Source organism: Pseudomonas sp. H1_D05 (assembly GCF_054682705.1).
In genome coordinates this window covers 3,143,075-3,158,770 of record NZ_CP162825.1, presented here as the reverse complement: position 1 = coordinate 3,158,770, position 15,696 = coordinate 3,143,075, and the positions used below count along the sequence as shown (strand labels likewise).

At 58.9% G+C, this 15,696-nt stretch carries 11 protein-coding genes; 7 read left to right on the top strand and 4 right to left on the bottom strand.

Annotation, left to right across the window (positions count from 1 at the left end):
* Window positions 1–125: 125 nt before the first annotated feature.
* Window positions 126–944: a tRNA cyclic N6-threonylcarbamoyladenosine(37) synthase TcdA gene (tcdA, locus tag AB4O11_RS14105; protein WP_166496615.1), complete on the bottom strand. Its 819-nt coding sequence runs from the start codon at window positions 942–944 to the stop codon at window positions 126–128.
* Window positions 945–1,158: 214 nt separating this feature from the next.
* On the opposite strand from tcdA, the gene AB4O11_RS14100 reads away from it, so the two are divergent.
* The 4 genes from AB4O11_RS14100 to AB4O11_RS14085 all read left to right on the top strand — a co-directional run bounded on the left by AB4O11_RS14100 (window position 1,159) and on the right by AB4O11_RS14085 (window position 6,316).
* A complete protein-coding gene (locus AB4O11_RS14100; RefSeq protein WP_093436619.1) occupies window positions 1,159–3,750 on the top strand; it encodes a glycosyltransferase in 2,592 nt (863 codons plus the stop codon).
* 152 nt (window positions 3,751–3,902) lie between these two features.
* On the top strand, window positions 3,903–5,054 hold the full coding sequence (dapE, locus tag AB4O11_RS14095) for a succinyl-diaminopimelate desuccinylase (RefSeq protein ID WP_093436622.1): 1,152 nt from the start codon (window positions 3,903–3,905) through the stop codon (window positions 5,052–5,054).
* On the top strand, window positions 5,054–5,863 hold the full coding sequence (locus AB4O11_RS14090) for a putative RNA methyltransferase (protein ID WP_093436625.1): 810 nt from the start codon (window positions 5,054–5,056) through the stop codon (window positions 5,861–5,863). Before dapE ends, AB4O11_RS14090 begins: the two co-directional genes overlap by 1 nt.
* 75 nt (window positions 5,864–5,938) lie before the next feature.
* A complete protein-coding gene (locus tag AB4O11_RS14085; protein WP_460130981.1) occupies window positions 5,939–6,316 on the top strand; it encodes a hypothetical protein in 378 nt (125 codons plus the stop codon).
* Window positions 6,317–6,388: 72 nt separating this feature from the next.
* Here AB4O11_RS14085 and AB4O11_RS14080 read toward each other — a convergent pair whose 3' ends face one another.
* Window positions 6,389–8,320, bottom strand: a complete 1,932-nt coding sequence (locus AB4O11_RS14080; RefSeq protein ID WP_460130979.1) for a hypothetical protein — start codon at window positions 8,318–8,320, stop codon at window positions 6,389–6,391.
* A gap of 228 nt (window positions 8,321–8,548) precedes the next feature.
* The gene (locus AB4O11_RS14075) at window positions 8,549–8,758 is read right to left on the bottom strand and encodes a cold-shock protein (RefSeq protein ID WP_007908870.1); all 210 of its coding nucleotides are present in this window, start codon (window positions 8,756–8,758) and stop codon (window positions 8,549–8,551) included.
* A 237-nt stretch (window positions 8,759–8,995) separates the two neighbouring features.
* Between AB4O11_RS14075 and plsB the strand changes: the two genes are divergently transcribed.
* The 3 genes from plsB to AB4O11_RS14060 all read left to right on the top strand — a co-directional run bounded on the left by plsB (window position 8,996) and on the right by AB4O11_RS14060 (window position 12,729).
* On the top strand, window positions 8,996–11,497 hold the full coding sequence (gene plsB, locus AB4O11_RS14070) for a glycerol-3-phosphate 1-O-acyltransferase PlsB (protein ID WP_460130976.1): 2,502 nt from the start codon (window positions 8,996–8,998) through the stop codon (window positions 11,495–11,497).
* A gap of 116 nt (window positions 11,498–11,613) precedes the next feature.
* Window positions 11,614–12,012 carry a YbaY family lipoprotein gene (locus AB4O11_RS14065; RefSeq protein ID WP_460130974.1) on the top strand — a complete coding sequence of 133 codons (399 nt, stop codon included), beginning with the start codon at window positions 11,614–11,616 and terminating at the stop codon, window positions 12,010–12,012.
* A gap of 27 nt (window positions 12,013–12,039) precedes the next feature.
* The gene (locus tag AB4O11_RS14060; RefSeq protein WP_460089988.1) at window positions 12,040–12,729 is read left to right on the top strand and encodes a DUF4197 domain-containing protein; all 690 of its coding nucleotides are present in this window, start codon (window positions 12,040–12,042) and stop codon (window positions 12,727–12,729) included.
* Here the strand turns inward: AB4O11_RS14060 and AB4O11_RS14055 are convergent.
* Window positions 12,726–14,117, bottom strand: a complete 1,392-nt coding sequence (locus AB4O11_RS14055) for a Fic family protein (protein ID WP_099758116.1) — start codon at window positions 14,115–14,117, stop codon at window positions 12,726–12,728. The genes AB4O11_RS14060 and AB4O11_RS14055 overlap by 4 nt on opposite strands.
* Between the last annotated feature and the right edge of the window lie 1,579 nt (window positions 14,118–15,696).

Here is a 15,696-nt window from a genome sequence, read left to right as displayed (position 1 = left end):
TGATCGTTCCCATGCTCTGCGTGGGAATGCCTCATCGGACGCTCCGCGTTCGGCTCTGGATGGGACGCGGAGCGTCCCGGGCTGCATTCCCACGCGGAGCGTGGGAACGATCAAGGCCTCACCGATCAAACCTGAGGTTTGACTCGGTCAGCCGGGCGCCGCACACCTGCGACAATCTTGTCCACAGCCTTGGTCGCCGCAACCATGCCGAACGTTGCCGTCACCATCATCACCGCACCAAATCCGCCGGCGCAGTCGAGCTTCACACCGTCACCGACAAAACTCTTCTGCAAACAAATGCTGCCATCCGGTTTCGGGTAGCGCAGTTGTTCCGTGGAGAACACACACGGCACGCTGTAATGGCGGGTCACGGTGCGCGAAAAACCATAATCACGACGCAACGTCGAACGCACTTTCGAGGCCAACGGGTCGTTGAACGTGCGGTTGAGATCGCACACCTGAATCAGCGTCGGATCGATCTGCCCGCCCGCACCGCCGGTAGTGATGATCTGGATCTTGCGGCGCTTGCACCAGGCAATCAGCGCAGCCTTGGCGTTGACCGCGTCGATGCAGTCGATCACGCAGTCGATGTTCGGCGTGATGTATTCGGCCATGGTGTCGCGGGTGACGAAATCCGCCACGGCGTGCACCGTGCAATCCGGGTTGATCCCGCGCAGACGCTCGGCCATCACTTCGACCTTGGGCTTGCCGACGGTGCTGTCCAGTGCGTGCAACTGGCGGTTGGCGTTGCTGACGCAAACGTCATCAAGGTCGAACAGCGAAATCTCGCCGACGCCACAACGGGCCATGGCTTCCGCCGCCCAGGAACCGACGCCACCGACGCCGACGATCGCCACATGGGCCGCGCGCAAGCGCTCCATGCCTTCGATGCCATACAAACGGGCGATGCCTGCAAACCGCGGATCTTCTGTACTCATGACCATTACCCCAAAAACCGGCGCGCATTATAGGGCTACACAGCGACAAGTTTTAAGCTTCGAACTACAAGTGTAAGAACTTAAGTCAAAGTCGGCTGCCCAATGTCGGGCATTTCCCTGTCCGATGTACGACTTGCGAACTGCCGGTGTAGGATGCGCGCCCCTCGGGCGTATAGCCGACCGATCCTCCGTTCCACAGCCTTTGGAACCCGAAATAGCTATGTCATCGCGTAAATTTGGACTCAACCTGGTGGTGGTTCTGGCAATCGCCGCCCTGTTCACCGGTTTCTGGGCGCTGATCAATCGCCCGGTTTCCGCGCCGAACTGGCCGGAGCAGATCTCCGGTTTCTCCTATTCGCCGTTCCAGCAGGGACAATATCCGCAAAAAGATCAGTACCCGACTGACGACGAAATGCGCCGCGACCTGGAGATCATGAGCAAGCTGACGGATAACATCCGCATCTACTCGGTCGACGGTTCGCTGCAAGACATCCCGAAACTGGCTGAAGAATTCGGCCTGCGCGTGACGCTGGGGATCTGGATCAGCCCGGATCAAGAGCGCAACGAACGGGAAATCACCCGTGCCATCGAACTGGCCAACACCTCGCGCAGCGTGGTTCGCGTGGTGGTCGGTAACGAAGCGATCTTCCGCAAGGAAATCACCGCCCAAGAGCTGAGCGTGCTGCTCGATCGCGTGCGCGCAGCGGTGAAAGTGCCGGTGACCACCTCCGAGCAATGGCACGTCTGGGAAGAACACCCGGAACTGGCCAAACACGTTGACCTGATCGCTGCGCACGTTTTGCCGTACTGGGAGTTCATTCCGGTCGACAAGGCCGGCCAGTTCGTTTTTGATCGCGCTCGCGATCTGAAAAAGCTCTTCCCGAAAAAACCGCTGCTGCTCTCCGAGGTCGGCTGGCCGAGCAACGGTCGCATGCGTGGCGGTGCCGATGCGTCGCCGGCGGATCAGGCGATCTACTTGCGCACACTGGTCAACAAGCTCAACCGCCAAGGCTTCAACTACTTCGTGATCGAGGCGTTTGACCAGCCATGGAAGGCCAGCGACGAAGGCTCGGTCGGCGCGTACTGGGGCGTGTTCAACGCTGCGCGTCAGCAGAAATTCAACTTCGAAGGCCCGGTGGTCGCGATCCCGCAGTGGCGCGTGCTGGCGATCGGTTCGGTGGTGCTGGCGCTGTTGTCGCTGACCTTGCTGATGATCGACGGCTCAGCATTGCGTCAGCGTGGGCGGATCTTCCTGACCTTTATCGCGTTCCTCTGTGGTTCGGTGCTGGTGTGGATCGGTTACGACTACAGCCTGCAATACAGCACGTGGTTCAGTTTGACCGTCGGCTTCCTCTTGGCGCTGGGTGCGCTCGGGGTGTTTATCGTTTTGCTCACCGAGGCGCATGAACTGGCCGAAGCGGTGTGGATTCACAAGCGGCGGCGTGAGTTCCTGCCGGTCGAGGGCGACTCCAGCTATCGCCCGAAAGTCTCGATCCATGTGCCGTGCTACAACGAGCCGCCGGACATGGTCAAACAGACCCTCGACGCCCTCGCCGCGCTCGATTATCCGGACTACGAAGTCCTGATCATCGACAACAACACCAAGGATCCGGCGGTGTGGGAGCCGGTGCGCGATTACTGCGAAACCCTCGGCCCACGCTTCAAGTTCTTCCACGTCTCGCCGCTGGCCGGTTTCAAGGGTGGCGCGCTGAACTACCTGATTCCGCACACGGCCAAGGATGCCGAAGTGATCGCGGTGATCGACTCCGATTACTGCGTGCACCCGAACTGGCTCAAGCACATGGTGCCGCACTTCGCCGACCCGAAAATCGCCGTGGTGCAGTCGCCGCAGGATTATCGCGATCAGAACGAAAGCACCTTCAAGAAGCTCTGCTACGCCGAATACAAAGGCTTCTTCCATATCGGCATGGTCACTCGTAACGACCGTGACGCGATCATCCAGCATGGCACCATGACCATGACCCGCCGCTCGGTGCTGGAAGAATTGGGTTGGGCTGACTGGTGCATCTGTGAAGACGCCGAACTCGGTCTGCGCGTGTTCGAGAAAGGCCTGTCGGCGGCGTATTACCACGACAGCTACGGCAAGGGCCTGATGCCGGATACGTTTATCGACTTCAAGAAGCAGCGTTTCCGCTGGGCCTACGGTGCGATTCAGATCATCAAGCGCCACACCGGCAGCCTGCTGCGCGGCAAAGACACCGAGCTGACCCGTGGCCAGCGTTACCACTTCCTCGCGGGCTGGTTGCCGTGGGTTGCGGACGGCATGAACATCTTCTTCACCGTCGGCGCGCTGTTGTGGTCGGCGGCGATGATCATCGTGCCGCAACGGGTCGATCCGCCGCTGCTGATCTTCGCGATCCCGCCACTGGCGCTGTTCGTGTTCAAGGTCGGCAAGATCATCTTCCTCTACCGTCGCGCCGTCGGCGTGAACCTGAAAGATGCCTTCTGCGCGGCACTGGCCGGGCTGGCGTTGTCGCATACCATCGCCAAAGCGGTGCTGTACGGTTTCTTCACCAGCAGCATTCCGTTCTTCCGCACGCCGAAAAACGCCGACAACCATGGTTTCTGGGTGGCGATTTCCGAAGCGCGCGAAGAGCTGTTCATCATGCTGCTGTTGTGGGGCGCGGCGCTGGGGATCTTCCTGGTCAACGGCATGCCGAGCAACGACATGCGTTTCTGGGTGGTGATGTTGCTGGTGCAGTCGCTGCCGTATCTGGCGGCGCTGATCATGGCGTTCCTGTCGTCGCTGCCGAAACCGGCGGCTGCAGCGGAACCGGCGCCGGTCGTCTAAATCCTCATCGAAGCACTAAACGGCGGCCAATGGTCGCCGTTTTGCTTTAAGATAACCGCCATTTTGCGGGGCTTGGCGGCGTTCGGCTCATTGGCCGAACCCAATTCCTGTAGGTTAGTCCGCGCCCACATTCATGATCTTCGGAGTTTTCCATGACGGCCCACGCCGACCTTTCGCCGACCCTCCAACTCGCCATCGACCTGATCCGCCGTCCGTCCGTGACGCCGGTCGACGCCGATTGCCAGAAGCAGATGATGCAGCGCCTGGGCGATGCCGGTTTCAATCTCGAGCCGATGCGCATCGAAGATGTGGATAACTTCTGGGCCACCCACGGCAACAACGACGGCCCGGTGCTGTGCTTCGCCGGCCACACCGACGTGGTGCCGACCGGCCCGGTCACGGCTTGGCAGATCGACCCGTTCAACGCGCTGATCGACGAACACGGCATGCTCTGCGGCCGTGGCGCGGCGGACATGAAAGGCAGCCTGGCGTCGATGACCGTCGCCGCCGAGCGCTTTGTCGCTGACTACCCGAACCACAAGGGCAAGGTCGCGTTCCTGATCACCAGCGACGAAGAAGGCCCGGCGCACCACGGCACCAAGGCTGTGGTCGAGCGTCTTGCTGCGCGTAACGAGCGTCTGGACTGGTGCATCGTTGGCGAACCATCGAGCACCACTTTGGTTGGCGACGTGGTGAAGAACGGCCGTCGCGGCTCGCTCGGTGCCAAGCTCACCGTCAAAGGCATTCAGGGTCACGTCGCTTACCCGCATTTGGCGAAGAACCCGATCCACCTCGCTGCTCCGGCGCTGGCCGAACTGGCTGCCGAGCACTGGGATCACGGCAACGATTTCTTCCCGCCGACCAGTTTCCAGATCTCCAACGTCAATTCCGGCACTGGCGCGACCAACGTGATTCCGGGTGATCTGGTGGCGGTGTTCAACTTCCGGTTCTCCACCGAATCGACCGTTGAAGGCCTGCAGAAACGCGTGGCCGATATTCTCGACAAGCACGATCTGGACTGGCACATCGATTGGGCACTGTCCGGCCTGCCGTTCCTCACCGAACCGGGCGCGCTGCTCGACGCGGTGTCGGCGAGCATCAAGGACATCACCGGTCGTGAGACTAAAGCGTCCACCAGCGGCGGAACGTCCGACGGCCGTTTCATCGCGACCATGGGCACGCAAGTGGTTGAACTGGGTCCGGTCAACGCGACCATTCACCAGGTCAACGAACGCGTTCTGGCCGCCGATCTCGATGTGCTGACCGAGATCTACTACCAGACCCTGATCAAGTTGCTCGCCTGATGCTCGCTTGCCCCATCTGCAGTGAACCGCTGAACACAGTGGACAACGGCGTGGTCTGCCCGGCAGGCCATCGCTTCGACCGTGCGCGCCAGGGTTATCTGAACCTGTTGCCGGTGCAGCACAAGAACAGCCGTGATCCTGGTGACAACCAGGCCATGGTCGAAGCACGCCGGGACTTCTTGAACGCCGGCCATTACGCGCCGGTGGCCAAGCGTCTGGCCGAGTTGGCGGCGAGTTATGCGCCGGATCGCTGGGTCGATATTGGTTGTGGCGAGGGTTACTACACCGCGCAGATCGCCGAGGCCTTGCCGAACGCGGATGGCTACGCACTGGATATTTCCCGCGAAGCGGTCAAACGTGCCTGCAAACGTAATCCGGCGATCACCTGGTTGATCGCCAGCATGGCCCGCGTGCCGTTGGCGTCGGGCAGTTGCCAGTTTCTCGCCAGCGTTTTCAGTCCTCTGGACTGGGAAGAAGCCAAGCGTCTGCTCAGTGTCGGCGGCGGTCTGATGAAAGTCGGCCCGACCAGCGGCCACCTGATGGAGTTGCGCGAACGTCTTTATGACGAAGTGCGTGAATACACCGACGACAAGCATCTGGCCCTGGTGCCGGAAGGCATGGCGCTGGCGCACAGCGAAACCCTGGAATTCAAGCTGACGCTGGACAAGCCTGAGGATCGCGCCAACCTGTTGGCGATGACACCTCACGGCTGGCGCGCCAGTGCCGAGCGTCGTGCGGCGGTGATCGAACAGGCCGAGCCGTTCGTGACCACCGTGTCGATGCGCTACGATTATTTCGTTCTTCAATAACTTTTGGTCTCGGGCGAGTGCCCGGGGCCGGCTAAATCCGCGAATGGATTTTTCAGACCCGCAGTGAGGACATCCATGCGCCAACCGGACATCGAGATTTACCTGAAAGACGCCGACGTCGACCACAAGGCCATTTCGGCCTGGCTGGGCGAAGCGTTGGGCCCGTGCAGTGACTGGGTACAGAAAGGCCAGACTTACAAATGCACAGCCGGCAACGTGCCGGTGACCTGGCTGCCGAAAGCCGTGGGCAAGTGGAACAGCCTGTACCTCGAAAGCGACCAGACCCCATGGGACGACGACATCGCCTGCGCCCGCGCCACCTTTGCTGCGCTAAACGTCGAAGTGCGTTGCGCGCCGGGGACGTGGGTTGAAGAGGAAGGTGAAGAGACGGCGGACCGCTGGATGCGTATCAGCGCAGACGGTGAAGAAGAAATCACCTGGAAAACCGCCTGAAAGCAAAAGATCGCTGTCTCGGACAGCGATCTTTCGACCTTGAAATTACAAGTTACACCCTGAATAGCTCCCTCAGTTCCAGTTGCCCACCGCTTGATCGGCTTTTATGAATTCAAACCGTGCGGAATCGGCAGTTGTTCGGGGCATCGTCAGCTTGATAATCGGTATTGCCTTGCTGGAATACTTGTAAAAATCCTCCTGGTTGAACCGGGCAGCCGCCAAACCATTACTCGTATAAAAGAATGCCTTGATTGGAATGGTCGTATGGATGTTCTGTGGCCATGTCGCCAGACGGATTTCATTCCACGAGTTGAACGACTCGGCCCCCATTAACTTCATGGCCAGTATTCCCTGATAAAACGCATTGGCTGCAAGCGTTCCCTGGCCGGGTCGGACATTGAACCCACACTGCCGCTGGTATTTCCAGCCTGTGGGTCCTTGGTTGTAATGGGTGAGCCATCCTGCAGCAGTGGTAATTCCCTGCTGCTCGCATGAGCGACTGACCGTCGGATAATTACTGGATACACCACAGCCCTGATCGCCCCTTATATCACTGCCTCCGTCTATGGGAAAAATGCATAGAACCTGAACTTCCACACTCCCCGCCGGGCGCTGCTGAAGTGGAAAAAAGACGAAACCACTGGTGTTTGGATAGTTGGAGGGAAATCCTTTGAAGTGCGCATCTTTACGCAAGTAAAAAAATGAAACTCCTCCATTCTGCTGCGAAAGCGGACTGGGGTTCCAGGCGCGATAAGCCGTACCGTTGATCGTCGCCCGCAATATGACACCCGAGCACAACGCCGCTGGTAGCGAAGCATTGCCGCAATTTTGTCGCGTATCGGCGTACTGTGCATTGAGATCATTGGCAACGCGTTGCCCATCTCCTCCCGGCTCCGTACCGATTACCCGCACGGGCAGCGCTGACGAGGTAATCAGATTGCCCGCGCCACCCACCTTGTAGGTGTAAGTGAGGTTAAACGTACGACCCTTGTTTTCGGTGATCCAGGCTTTGGGCAACTTGAAGGTCAGCGTGCCTGCGGTGGATACGGTCTGGATCGGTGCATCACGCAACGCCACACCGGTCAGGCGCACGCCGACAGTATCTTTCGCTGCCAGGCTCGGATAACTGACCTGAACGTTGGCTTCGGTGCCGAGCGTGTCGACGTTCAACTCACCCGTCGGTGCTTCGACCACTTTGAATACGTTCTGGCCCTGAGCACTGACCACGCGAATGCTCAGTGGCGACGAGGTAATCAGACTGCCCGCGCCACCTACCTTGTAGGTATAAGTGAGGTTGAACGTACGACCCTTGTTTTCGCTGATCCAGGCTTTGGGCAACTTGAAGGTCAGCGTGCCTGCGGTGGACACGGTCTGGATCGGCGCATCACGCAACGCCACACCGGTCAGGCGTACACCGACGGTGTCCTTCGCTGCCAGACTCGGATAACTGACCTGGACGTTGGCTTCGGTACCGAGCGTGTCGACGTTCAACTCACCCGTCGGTGCTTCGACCACCTTGAATACGTTCTGGCCCTGAGCACTGACCACGCGAATGCTCAGTGGCGACGAGGTAATCAGACTGCCCGCGCCACCTACCTTGTAGGTATAAGTGAGGTTGAACGTACGACCCTTGTTTTCGCTGATCCAGGCTTTGGGCAACTTGAAGGTCAGCGTGCCTGCGGTGGACACGGTCTGGATCGGCGCATCACGCAACGCCACACCGGTCAGGCGCACGCCGACAGTATCCTTCGCTGCCAGGCTCGGATAACTGACCTGGACGTTGGCTTCGCTGCCGAGCGTGTCGACGTTCAACTCACCGACTGGCGCTTCAACCACTTTGAATATCGAAGATTGCGCGTCAAACGTATTCTGAGTTTCGTTCTGTGATGGTGATGACTGAACCGTCATTGCCCGGAAGCCGGGTTGCGCAACCTCTGAGGGAGTGGGTTGCACCGAGCATCCAACAACTCCCATTATCAGAAAAATCGAAACACTCTTCCACATGGCCGCTTTCCTCTCGAACAGACAACGCCCTGGAAACTCTGATTCACAGGGATTTTGTTCCGCGAAGGTAAGCGTGAGAAAAAAGACGTCTACTGTCATAACTGACAGGGTGATTGTTTATACAGCATTGAGTTCAGGACTTTCTCGCCCCAAAAAAGATCGCAGCCTGCGACAGCGCCTTCAGGGTCATGTGCACACCCGTAGACTGCGATCTTTTGATCTTCAAGGTTACAGGCCTACAACATCCTCAGCCTGCAAACCCTTCTCGCCAGTAATCACTGCGTATTCAACCTGCTGGCCTTCAGTCAGCGACCGATGCCCTTCGCCGCGAATCGCGCGGTAGTGCACGAACACGTCCACCCCGTCTTCGCGCTGGATAAAGCCGTAGCCCTTGGCGTCGTTGAACCACTTCACGTTGCCGGTTTCACGTGTTGCCATCTGTTCATACTCCTTTTTTATTATTGGACAGGCTTTTCGCAGGAAAGCCTTTGCGGAACGTCAGCCTGCGTCCGACGTCCATAAAAGGCCCCCGGCGACAGACCGCCGAGTATATGACAGGTGCGGAAAGTCTCAACAGGAGATTAGTTCGCCGCTTTTTTGCCGATTTTCGCCCAATACGGCAAACTGTCGCCCTCCCGAGCAACCGCTCGGTTTATCCACTCACGCAGAAGCCGTATGACCCGTTCCCCGTTCCGCCGTCTAGTGTTTGGCACCTTGCGCCGACTGTTGTACCTCTGGGTTCGCTCGGAAACGATCAACCAGTCGTCGCTCACCCTCAACCTCGACCGCAGTCGTCCGGTGTTCTACGTCCTGCAAAACCCTTCGCTGACCGATCTGGCCGTGGTCGATACCGAGTGCACCAAGGCCGGCCTGCCACGTCCGGTGCTGCCGGTGTCGGTGGGTTCGCTGATCGAACCGGCGGCGTTTTTCTACCTGACGCCGGATCCGGACTGGCTCGGTCGCCAGGACAAGCGCGGCGCACCGCCGACCCTGACCCGACTGGTCAGTGCCCTGACGCAGAACGCCGCCGAAGACGCGCAGATCATTCCGGTCAGCGTGTTCTGGGGCCAGTCGCCGGACAGCGAAAACAGTCCTTGGAAATTGTTGTTCGCCGACAGCTGGGCGGTCACCGGGCGCCTGCGTCGGCTGCTGAGCATCATCGTCCTCGGGCGCAAAACCCGCGTGCAGTTCTCCGCACCGATTCACCTGCGTGAGCTGATCGAGCACAACAAGGGCCACGAACGCACCGTGCGCATGGCCCAGCGCATCCTGCGCGTACACTTTCGCAACCTCAAAGCAGCGGTCATCGGCCCGGACATTTCCCACCGTCGCAACCTGGTCAAAGGCCTGCTCAACCAGCCGCTGGTCAAGCAAGCGATCCTCGACGAAGCCGAGCGCGAAAACATCTCGCCGGAGAAAGCCAAGGCCCAGGCTTTGCGCTACGGCAACGAGATTGCCTCGGACTATACCTACACCGCGATCCGCTTCCTCGAAGTGGTGCTGAGCTGGTTCTGGAACAAGATCTACGACGGCATCAAGGTCAACCACATCGAAGGCGTGCAGAAGGTCGCGCAAGGTCACGAAGTGATCTACGTGCCGTGCCATCGCAGCCACATCGACTACCTGCTGCTCTCATATCTGCTGTTCCGCAACGGCCTGACCCCGCCGCACATCGCCGCCGGGATCAACCTGAACATGCCGGTGATCGGCAGCCTGCTGCGCCGTGGCGGTGCGTTCTTCATGCGCCGCACGTTCAAGGGCAATCCGCTGTACACCTCGGTGTTCAACGAATATCTACACACGCTGTTCACCAAAGGCTTCCCGGTCGAATACTTCGTCGAGGGTGGCCGCTCGCGCACCGGCCGCATGCTGCAACCGAAAACCGGCATGCTCGCCATTACGATGCGCAGCTTCCTGCGTTCGTCGCGGATGCCGATCGTGTTTGTGCCGGTGTACATCGGCTATGAGCGCGTGCTGGAGGGTCGCACCTACCTCGGCGAATTGCGTGGCGCGAGCAAGAAGAAAGAATCGATCTTCGACATTTTTAAAGTCATCGGCGCGCTCAAGCAGCGTTTCGGTCAGGTTGCGGTGAACTTCGGTGAGCCGATCAAACTGGCGGAGTTCCTCGACGCCGAGCAACCGGACTGGCGCCAGCAGGAACTCGGCCCGCAGTACAAACCGACATGGCTCAACGAGACCACCAATCGCCTCGGCGAAAAAGTTGCGCAGCATTTGAACGAAGCCGCTGCGATCAACCCGGTCAACCTGGTGGCGCTGGCACTGCTGTCGACCACACGTCTGGCGCTGGATGATCGCGCCATGGCGCGAGTGCTGGATCTGTATCTGGCGCTGCTGCGCAAAGTCCCGTACTCGCCGCACACCACGCTGCCGGAAGGCGACGGCCGTGCGCTGATCGAGCATGTGAAAGACATGGACCTGCTCGCCGAGCAGAACGATGCGCTGGGCAAGATTCTCTATCTGGACGAGCAGAATGCCGTCCTGATGACCTACTACCGCAACAACGTGCTGCACATCTTCGCGTTGCCTGCACTGCTGGCGAGCTTCTTCCAGAGCGCTTCGCGCATGAGCCGCGAACAGATCCTGCGCTACACCCGCGCGCTGTATCCGTACCTGCAATCTGAGCTGTTCATTCGCTGGACGCTGGACGAACTGGACGGTGTGGTCGATCAGTGGCTGGAAGCGTTCGTCGAACAAGGCCTGTTGCGTTTCGAGAAAGACGTCTATCTGCGTCCGGCACCAAGTTCGCGGCATTTCGTGCTGCTGACGCTGCTGTCGAAGAGCATCGCCCAGACCTTGCAGCGCTTCTACATGACCGTGTCCTTGCTGCTCAACAGCGGCCAGAACAGCATCAGCGCCGAAGAACTGGAAGACCTCTGCACGGTCATGGCCCAGCGCCTGTCGATCCTCCATGGCTTGAATGCCCCGGAGTTCTTCGACAAGAGCCTGTTCCGTCACTTCATCCAGACAATGCTCGACCTCGACGTGCTGCGCCGCGACGAGGCCGGCAAACTGAGTTATCACGAACTGCTTGGCGAGCTTGCCGAAGGTGCAGCCAAACGCGTGTTGCCGGCGGAAATTCGACTGTCGATCCGCCAGGTTGCGCTGCATCGCAGTGAAGATGCTGCCGATCAGGTCATCACTCAACCCGAGACCTGATGCAAACCTGGTGGGAGTGAGCTTGCTCGCGAAGACGGAGTGTCAGACAACTGAAATGTTGAATGCTAAACCGCTATCGCGAGCAGGCTCGCTCCTACAATTGAATGGAGAACATCATGAAAAAACTGACTCTGCTCGCCGCCGCAACACTGCTCAGCGCCTGCCAGTCGACCACACCTGCCGGCAAGGTCGGCCTCGACGGTGAAGTGTTCTACCTGCAGCGCATCGCTCTGCCTCCGAGCGCGACCCTCAGCGTGAGCCTGCAAGACGTCTCGCTGGCAGATGCGCCAGCCGTGGTACTGGACGAGCAAAAAGGTCCGGTCAAAGGCCGGGTGCCGCTGCCCTTCCACTTGAGCTACGATCCAGCGCAGATCAAACCCGGCCACCGTTACTCGGTCAGCGCGCGCATTGAAGTCAACGGTGAGTTGATGTTCATCACCACCGAAAACCATGCCGTGCAACTCGACGGCAACGACCCGCAGCCGCTGAAAATCCGCGTCGACGCCGTTCGTTAATTCACTTTCTGCAACAAGGAAGCCGCCATGTTCCGCCCTACCCTTCGCTTCGCCGGCCTGTGCGCAGGCCTGATGATCTCCGCCAGCGCGCTGGCCCTGTCGCTCAGTGACCTGTCGCAAACAGACGCCACCGGCGGCCTCAAGGATGCCCTGACCCAAGGCGCACAAATCGCCGTCAAGCAACTGGGCACCCCCGGCGGCTTCAGCAACAACCCGGACGTGAAGATCGAACTGCCGGGCAAACTCGGCAAAGCCGCGAGCAAAATGAAAGCCTTCGGCATGGGTGCTCAGGTTGAAGAACTGGAAACCGCGATGAACAAAGCGGCGGAAAGCGCTGTAACTCAAGCCCAGCCCATCCTCGTCGACGCCGTGAAGAAAATGAGCGTGGCAGACGCCAAAGGCATCCTCAGCGGCGGCAAGGACTCGGCCACGCAATACCTCGACAAATCCAGCCGCGAACAGATCCGCGCCAAGTTCCTGCCGATCGTCAAACAGGCGACCGACAAGGTTGGCGTAGCACAGAAGTACAACTCGTTCGCTGGTCAGGCTGCTGCGTTTGGCGTTGTCGATGCGAAGAGTGCCAACGTTGAGAATTACGTGACCGAGCAGGCGCTGAATGGCTTGTTCGAGATGATCGGCAAACAGGAAGAAACCATTCGCCAGAACCCGGCTGCTGCAGCGACCAGTTTGGCGAAGAAGGTATTCGGCACGCTCTAAGCAGTCAGAGCACGGGGGCGAATCCACTCGCTCCCGTGCTTCACTCCACGTAAGGGACTACGTAAAAAGAACACCCACTCTCGTCCCATCCTCTTTTTCTCAAAAACCTGTAACTGGTCCAGCCCCTTCAGAACCAAAGCCGCCTCGCGGTGCGAGCAAACAAAATTTTCCGCCACATTGCTCGCTGTGAACTCCTTCGCCACCCCGTTTTTTGCCGCCTGATACACCGCGTGTTGTTTTTTCGTCATCTGATCGAAGCAGCCAGAATTCGTCAGCCAGCGCTCGAACTCTTCGGCGTAGGCCACGCTCTCGCGATAAACATCCGTAAACCCGAGCACCGCTCGCTGAATGACCGAACACTGGAACTCGATGAAATAAGTCAGATCCAGCTCATCCGCCTCTGTATGCAGATATGAGCGCCCGTATTTCACCGGCGCATTACGCAGTAACAAACTGATCGCAACGTAGCGAAACGCCGCAAACTCGTTCTTGAACATGAACCAGTAAAACAACGCCCTTGCGACCCGCCCGTTGCCGTCACGAAAGGGATGTTCGTAACCCAAGGCAAAGTGCAGCGTAATTGCCTTGATCAGCGGATGCAGATAGCTCTTCTCTTGCGGTGAGCCGTCGGGCAGGTTGACCCACTGCGACAGTCGCTCCAGCCGCAATACCAATCCTGCTGCAGGTGGTGGTCGGTGCACGGTGTTGCCCGCCCCGTCCTGAACGACCACTTCGTCATTGATCCTGAACACCCCGGGGGAATACTGCTCGTCATCAATGCCCTCGACCCCCACCCGATGAATCGCTGCGATCAGATCCACGCTCATGGGTTCGTAACGTCTCTCCCAGGCAAAATTCATCATCCGGTAATTACCCATCACCATGCGTTCATCCGGAGTACGGGGCAGACGCTGCTGCTTGAGCATGTCCTTGGCTACGCGCGTGGTGGTCGCCGCGCCCTCCAACTGACTACTGGCGATGGCCTCGTCTTCGATCAGATCGTTCAGCAGATAACTGAAATGCGCCCGCTCGCCGATCTGGCTGGTCATGAATTCCAGCGCGGCCGTACTGGCCTGCCGATCGACGATGGAGATGGTTTTCTGTGCCAAAGGGGTCAACAGATACTTGCCCCACTGCACCGGCTCGCCCAGCGGCAGAAGGTCGATGTACTGGGCCGCCCGCGCCTTCTTGACCAACGCCCAACACAGTTTGGCATCCAGCCCCGCCGCCCAGCGATAACGCAACGCTTCAAATGGCAGATAACGCCCTTGATCATCGAGCGGCTTGAGCAGCGCAAGATAATCCGCCAGACGATGCTTGTGGGGCGGGCGCACCAGCAAATCGAACACCGGGTCGGATCGGCCCTTCAAGGATGGAGGCTTTTTCATCAAGGCGGACTCAAGGACTCTGGAAAAGCAGAGGCTTGAGTACAGCATTAGCGGCACCCTGGCTCAATATCAGAGGTTTCTGAAAAAGATGTAGGAAGTCGCGGGAGCAGAGCGAGCAATGGATATTCAGACAGACAGGTAGCGACTGACGTGCTGTCATCGCTGGCAAGCCAGCTCCCACAATTTGAACTGGGTGCATTCAGGCAGAGGATCGTTGGATTTCAGAACGCCTTCGCGAGCAAGCTCGCTCCCACAGTTGGATTGCGTACATCTGCAAAAACCTGGTCGGCTGTCAGGCCGCCTTCGCGAGCAGGCTCACTCCTACAGTTGGATTGCGTACATCTGCAAAAAACACGTCAGCTGTCAGGCCGCCTTCGCGAGCAGGCTCACTCCTACAGTTGGATTGCGTACATCTGCAAAAAACAGATCGGCTGTCAGGCCGCCTTCGCGAGCAGGCTCACTCCTACAGTTGGATTGCGTACATCTGCAAAAAACAGGTCGGCTGTCAGGCCGCCTTCGCGAGCAGGCTCACTCCTACAGTTGGATTGCGTACATCTGCAAAAAACAGGTCAGCTGTCAGGCCGCCTTCGCGAGCAAGCTCGCTCCCACAGTTGGATTGCGTACATCTGCGGAAAACAGGTCGGCTGTCAGGCCGCCTTCGCGAGCAGGCTCACTCCTACAGTTGGATTGCGTACATCTGCAAAAAACAGGTCAGCTGTCAGGCCGCCTTCGCGAGCAAGCTCGCTCCCAAAGTTGGATTGCGTACATCTGCAAAAACCTGGTCGGCTGTCAGGCCGCCTTCGCGAGCAGGCTCACTCCTACAGTTGAATTGCGTACATCTGCAAAAAACAGGTCGGCTGTCAGGCCGCCTTCGCGAGCAAGCTCGCTCCCACAGTTGGATTGCGTACATCTGCAAAAACCTGGTCGGCTGTCAGGCCGCCTTCGCGAGCAAGCTCGCCCCCACAGTTGGATTGCGTACATCTGCAAAAACCTGGTCGGCTGTCAGGCCGCCTTCGCGAGCAAGCTCGCTCCTACATTTGGATTGAGTACACCTGCGGAAAACAGGTCGGATGTCGGGCCGCTTTCGCGAGCAGGCTCACTCCTACAGTCGGATGGGGTACATCTGCGGAAAACAGGTCGGCTGTCAGGCCGCCTTCGCGAGCAGGCTCGCTCCCACAGTTGGATTGCGTACATCTGCAAAAAACAGGTCGGCTGTCAGGCCGCCTTCGCGAGCAAGCTCGCTCCCAAAGTTGGATTGCGTACATCTGCAAAAACCTGGTCGGCTGTCAGGCCGCCTTCGCGAGCAGGCTCACTCCTACAGTTGAATTGCGTACATCTGCAAAAAACAGGTCGGCTGTCAGGCCGCCTTCGCGAGCAAGCTCGCTCCTACAGTTGGATTGCGTACATCTGCAAAAACAGGTCGGCTATCAGGCCGCCTTCGCGAGCAAGCTCACTCCCACAGAAAAGCGAGAGCAGATCGCTTCTGCTCCCCACCACTCAACAGGATGAGCGTTAGCTCGGCTGCAGCTTTTGATCTTAAGGCCCGTCGGCAGGCTGAGTGGAGGGATTGATCCGGGGG